Here is a 5,351-nt window from a genome sequence, read left to right on the forward strand (position 1 = left end):
GTTTCACTCTGCTTGAGCTTTTGGTGGTTATCGTTATCATCGGCTTGCTCGCGGCCTATGTCGGCCCGAAGTATTTTTCCCAACTGGGCAAATCCGAGGTCACCGTCGCCAAGGCCCAGATCGAGGCGTTCGAAAAATCGCTGGACACGTACCGTCTCGACGTCGGCCGCTATCCGACGACGGAGGAGGGCCTGAACGCATTGCTGACGGCGCCGCCGACSGCCGCCGGCAAGTGGAACGGTCCGTACCTGAAGAAGGGCGTCCCGCTCGATCCGTGGGGGCATGCCTACCAGTACCGCGCGCCCGGCACCAAGGGCGAATATGAAGTCGTCTCGCTCGGCAAGGACGGCCAGCCGGGCGGTGAAGGCGAGAACGCCGACATCAGCTCGCAATAAACCACGCCTCCCAGCCTTTCGTTCCCATGCAGTTCGCGGTACGTACCCTTGCTCCCGACATGCGTGTCGCCAGTGTGCTCGTCGATGCGCCGGACGAGGCGGACGCGCGCCGCCAGGTCGAGGCGCGCGGGTTGTACGTCAGCGCGATCGAGCCCGTGCATGCGCCGCTGCTGCGCCGCCAGCGCGGCGGCAAGCTCTCGCTCGTGCTGTTCAGCCAGGAGCTGCTGGCCCTGCTGACGGCTGGCCTGGGTATCGTCGAGGGCCTGGAAGCCCTGCTGGAAAAGGAAGCCAGCCCCGCCACGCGCGGCGTGCTGGAGCGCCTGCTCGCCGGCCTGCGCGAAGGCAAGCGCCTGTCGACCGTGCTGGCCGCGCAGCCCACGCTGTTCCCGCCACTGTACGTCGGCATCGTGCGCGCGGCCGAAGGCACGAGCGACCTGCCGCGCGCGCTCGAACGCTATATCGAATACCAGCAGCGCATCGACATCGTGCGCGCCAAGGTCGTCAGCGCGTCGATCTATCCCGCCATCCTGCTGTGCGTGGGCGGCGGCGTGTCGATCTTCCTGATGTCGTACGTCGTGCCGCGCTTCGCCGAGGTCTACCAGGGCGCGGGCCGCACCCTGCCGTGGATGTCGCGCCTGATGCTCGACTGGGGCCAGTTCGCCGGCCGCCATGCGGGCGGGCTGCTGCTCGGCTTCGCGGCCACCGTGGCGCTCGCCGCCTGGGGCATCCGGCGCACCTTGCGGCGGGGCGGGGCCGCGCGCCTGCTGGCGAAGCTGCCCGGCATCGGCGAGCGCGCACGCATCTATGAACTCTCGCGCCTGTACCTCACCCTGGGCATGCTCAACGAGGGCGGCATCACGCTCGTGAACGCGATCGACACGGTGCAGGGCATGGTCTCGCCCGGCATCGCGAGCGGCCTGAAGGCGGCGCGCACGGCGATCGAGGCGGGGCGGCCGATGTCCGACGCGTTCGAGGCCAATGGCCTCACGACGCCGATCTCGCTGCGCATGCTGCGCGTGGGCGAGCGCACCGGCGCGATGGGCACGATGCTCACGCGCTCGGCCGCGTTCTACGACGGCGAGATCGGCCGCTGGATCGACCGCTTCACCCGCACGTTCGAACCGCTGCTGATGGCGGCCATCGGCCTCATCGTGGGCGCCATCGTCGTGCTTCTGTACATGCCCATTTTCGACCTTGCCGGAGACATGTCGTGAACGCGCCAACGGACATCACTTCCCTCGATGCCGCGATGCTGGCGCGCGCCCGCGCGCAGAGCCGGCAGTCGCGCCGCTCGCTCGTCGAAGAGCTGCAGGGGTTATCGGCCCTGGAACCGCGCGCAATCGTGCGCCTGCTGGCCGAACCGTTCGGCCTCGCCACGATGGAGACGCCGGAGATGTTCGGTCAGCAGCCCGCGTTCGACCTGCTGCCGCTGGCGCAGGCGCTGGCGCGCCATTGCGTGCTGCTGCGTGACGACGACAAGCGCCTGACTGGCGTGATCGCCGACCCGTTCGACCTCGACCTGCAGACGTGGCTGCAGGCGCAGGCCGGCGCCACGGCGGCCGCGCCGCTGCACGTCCGGCTTGCGCTGCAGTCCGACATCCAGGCCTATCTCGGCAAGCAGGAGGAATCCGCGCGCGCCGTCGACACGCTGGTCGGCGACAGTGGCGAGGCGCGGCGCGACGGCAAGAGCGCGACCGTGCTGTCGTTCGCGTCCGTGTCGGAAGCCGCGAGCCCCGCCGTCAAGCTGGTGAACTCCACGCTGTACGATGCGCTGAAGGCCGGGGCCTCCGACATCCACCTGGAGAGCACCGCGGGCGGCCTCGCCGTCAAGTACCGCGTGGACGGCGTGCTCGATCACGCGGCCTCGGTCGGCGGCATCGAACTGGCGGAGCACATCATCTCGCGCCTGAAAGTGCTGGCGGAACTGGACATCGCCGAGCGCCGCGTCCCGCAGGACGGCAGCTTCCGCGTCGAGTCGGCCGGGCGCGAGATCGACCTGCGCGTGTCGATCATGCCCAGTATCCACGGCGAGGACGCCGTCATCCGTATCCTCGACAAGCGCGCGATGATCGAAGCCTACGGCTCGCTCACGCTGGAAGCGCTGGGCTTCGACGCGCCGTCGCTGGCCACCCTGCGCATGCTCGCGCAGGAGGCGTACGGCATGCTGCTCGTGACGGGGCCGACGGGTTCCGGCAAGACGACCACGCTGTATGCCGCGCTGACCGAGATCCACAACGGCCGCGAAAAGATCATCACGATCGAGGACCCGGTCGAATACCAGCTGCCCGGCATCCTGCAGATCCCCGTCAATGAAAAGAAGGGTCTGTCGTTTGCGAAAGGCCTGCGCTCGATCCTGCGCCACGACCCGGACAAGATCATGGTCGGCGAGATTCGCGACCGCGAGACCGCGGAGATCGCCGTGCAGTCCGCGCTGACGGGCCACCTCGTGCTGACGACGGTCCACGCCAACAACGTGTTCGACGTGTTCGGCCGCTTCACGCACATGGGCATCGACCCGTATGCGTTCGTGTCGGCGCTGAACGGCATCTGGGCCCAGCGCCTGATCCGCATGAACTGCCCGCGCTGCGCCGTGCAGTACACGCCGGACGATGCCGAACTGGCCTCCGCACACCTGGCGCGCGCCGACGTCCACGACTATCAATTCATGCGCGGCCTCGGTTGCGGCGATTGCCGCGGCACCGGCTACAAGGGCCGCCGCTCGATCGCCGAGATCCTGACCCTGAACGACGAGATCCGCGAGCTGATCGTCGACAAGCAGCCGATCCGCCGTATCAAGGCCGCCGCCGCCGCCAACGGCACGCGCAGCCTGCGCCTCGCGGCTCTGGATCTCGTCAAGCGCGGTGCCACGACGATCGAGGAAATCCGGAGGGTCACGCTGCATGCTTAGTTCATTGAAAGCCGGATTCGGCCAGTCCCTGCGGATCGGCATCGCGCCGGACGCGCTGGCGCTCGTGCGCATCAGCATCTGGCCGCACGAGCGCGCGCGCCTGCTCGGCCAGGTCGCGGCGACGGGCACCGATCCGGTTTCGCTCGGCGCGGYGCTGGGCATGCTGCTGGGCGAGCACGACGTTGCCGGATTGCCCGTCACCGTCGTGCTGTCCGACGACCTCGTGCGCCTGTGGCAGGTGACGCCGCCGCAGGGCGCGACCCGCCTGGCCGACCTGGAGGCGGCCGCCATGCTGCGTTTCAACGCCCTGTTCGGCGGCGGTGCGGTTGGCTGGAAGATCAGCGCCGACTGGGATGCCGCGCGCCCGTTCCTCGCCGCCGCACTGCCGCTGGCGCTGCTCGAACAACTGACGGCGGCGGCATCCGCGCAGCATTTCAGACTCGTCGAGATCGTGCCGCAGTTCGTGGCCGCGATGAACCGGTTCCGGCGCCAGCGCCGCGCCGGCGCGTGGTTCGGCGTCGTGCACGGCGGCGTGCTGTCGGTGGCCGCGTTCGACGGCGACGTGCTCGCAGCCGTGCGCACGGCGCCGATCCCGGCGGAGGCCGACCGCGACTGGCTCGAGGGCCACGTTGCGCGCGAGGCGTTGCGCGTGGGCCTCGGGCGGCCGGAGCGCCTGCAGATCTGCGGCCCGGCGCCGAAGGGGTGGGCGAGCAGCGCGGGCCGCCTGAAATTCGCCTGCACGCTGTTCGAGGACGAGACCGATCCGCTGTGGCCCGATGCCGCGCGGCTCGCGCTGACGGGGAGAGCGCCATGAGGAAGGTACGCATCGATTTCGCGCCGCCCAGCCTGCGCCGCACGCTGTACCACGCGCCGCGCGGGACATGGAGCCTCGTGATCGTCGCGCTTGCGCTGGCGGGACCGCTTGCGAGCGTCGGTGCGCAATACCGCGGTCTGCAACGCGCACAGGCGCAGCGCGCGGCGCAAACGGCCCAGGCACAGGCTCGCGCCGTCGCGCGGGCGCCCGTCGCCGCGCCTGCGCGCGTGGTGCCACCCGTGCAGGCGGGCGCCGTCAACGCGGCCACGCAGCAACTGAACCTGCCGTGGCGCGGCCTGTACGACGCGGTCCAGGCGGCGACGCCGGCTACGATCGCCCTGCTGGCGCTGGAGCCGGACGCGAAGAAGAACAGCGTGCGMATCACGGCGGAAGCGAAAAGCAGCGACGACATGATCGCCTACGTCGAGCAGCTGGAGCGCGTCGAGTGGTTCAGCACCGTGCTGCTGGCGCGACATGAGATCAACGAGCAGGACAAGAACCGGCCGATCCGCTTCCAGATCGACGCCCAATGGAGGCCCGCGCGATGAAGAAGACCCTGGCCTCGCCCATGCTGCGTCTGCGCCTGCTGCTGTTGCGCGCGAATCCGGTCGTACTGGCGGCCGGCGTTGTCGTGCTTGTCATGGCCGGCGCCTTCGCGTGGATCCTGAACGCCACGTGGACGCTGCAACGCGCCCAGGAGGCCTACGACGCGCAGGCCAGGCAGAAGGCGCAGGCGCCCGGGGCGGCGGCACCCGCGCCCGCGCCCGAGCCCGTGGCGGCGCCGGACAACCTCGCCGCGTTCTACGGCGCATTGGGCGAGCGCCACGGCGCCGAACAACAGGTACGCACCCTGTTCGCGCTCGCGGCCAAGTCCGGCCTCGTGCTGCGCCAGGGCGAGTACAAACAGGGCTACGACCGCAACGCGCATGTCTACACCTACCAGGTCAACCTGCCGGTGAAAGGCAGCTACCAGGCTATCTGGCAGTTCGCCATGGCGGCGCTGCGCGCGATCCCGTTCGCCTCGCTGGACGAGATCAGCTTCCACCGCGACGCCATCGGCGACACGACCGTGGAGGCGCGCCTGCGCCTGACCCTGTACTTGCGCGACGGGACGGAGCAGCCATGAAGACGGGAGCGATCAAGCCGCGCCAGGCGCTCCTCGGCCTGGCCCTCGCGAGCGCCGCGCTGCTGGCCGCGTTCGGCGACAAGACACCGGCCGGCGGCATCACCGAGC

General features: G+C 69.8%; 6 protein-coding genes. All 6 read left to right on the forward strand.

Annotated elements, in window-relative coordinates; genetic code table 11:
• A partial coding sequence (gspG, locus tag AC1DYX_RS27170; RefSeq protein ID WP_477264689.1) for a type II secretion system major pseudopilin GspG occupies positions 1–395 on the forward strand: 395 nt, incomplete at its 5' end.
• Between the two features lie 26 nt (positions 396–421).
• Positions 422–1,609 carry a type II secretion system F family protein gene (locus AC1DYX_RS27175; protein WP_477264691.1) on the forward strand — a complete coding sequence of 396 codons (1,188 nt, stop codon included), beginning with the start codon at positions 422–424 and terminating at the stop codon, positions 1,607–1,609.
• 35 nt (positions 1,610–1,644) lie between these two features.
• Complete coding sequence (locus AC1DYX_RS27180; RefSeq protein WP_477264699.1) at positions 1,645–3,303, forward strand: GspE/PulE family protein; 1,659 nt, start codon at positions 1,645–1,647, stop codon at positions 3,301–3,303.
• Positions 3,296–4,117: a hypothetical protein gene (locus AC1DYX_RS27185; protein ID WP_477264693.1), complete on the forward strand. Its 822-nt coding sequence runs from the start codon at positions 3,296–3,298 to the stop codon at positions 4,115–4,117. Before AC1DYX_RS27180 ends, AC1DYX_RS27185 begins: the two co-directional genes overlap by 8 nt.
• Entirely contained in the window at positions 4,114–4,665 is a 552-nt protein-coding gene (locus tag AC1DYX_RS27190; protein WP_477264695.1) for a PilN domain-containing protein, read from the forward strand. The genes AC1DYX_RS27185 and AC1DYX_RS27190 overlap by 4 nt, the downstream gene beginning before the upstream one ends.
• A complete protein-coding gene (locus AC1DYX_RS27195; RefSeq protein WP_477264697.1) occupies positions 4,662–5,243 on the forward strand; it encodes a hypothetical protein in 582 nt (193 codons plus the stop codon). The genes AC1DYX_RS27190 and AC1DYX_RS27195 overlap by 4 nt, the downstream gene beginning before the upstream one ends.
• The last annotated feature ends 108 nt before the right edge of the window (positions 5,244–5,351 follow it).

The organism is Massilia sp. P2_C2, from assembly GCF_056404615.1.

Bases quoted from the DNA above. Each gene is read 5' to 3' on its own strand.
- AC1DYX_RS27175 (WP_477264691.1), top strand. From the start codon at position 422: ATGCAGTTCGCGGTACGTACCCTTGCTCCCGACATGCGTGTCGCCAGT.
- AC1DYX_RS27180 (WP_477264699.1), top strand. From the start codon at position 1,645: ATGCTGGCGCGCGCCCGCGCGCAGAGCCGGCAGTCGCGCCGCTCGCTC.
- AC1DYX_RS27195 (WP_477264697.1), top strand. From the start codon at position 4,662: ATGAAGAAGACCCTGGCCTCGCCCATGCTGCGTCTGCGCCTGCTGCTG.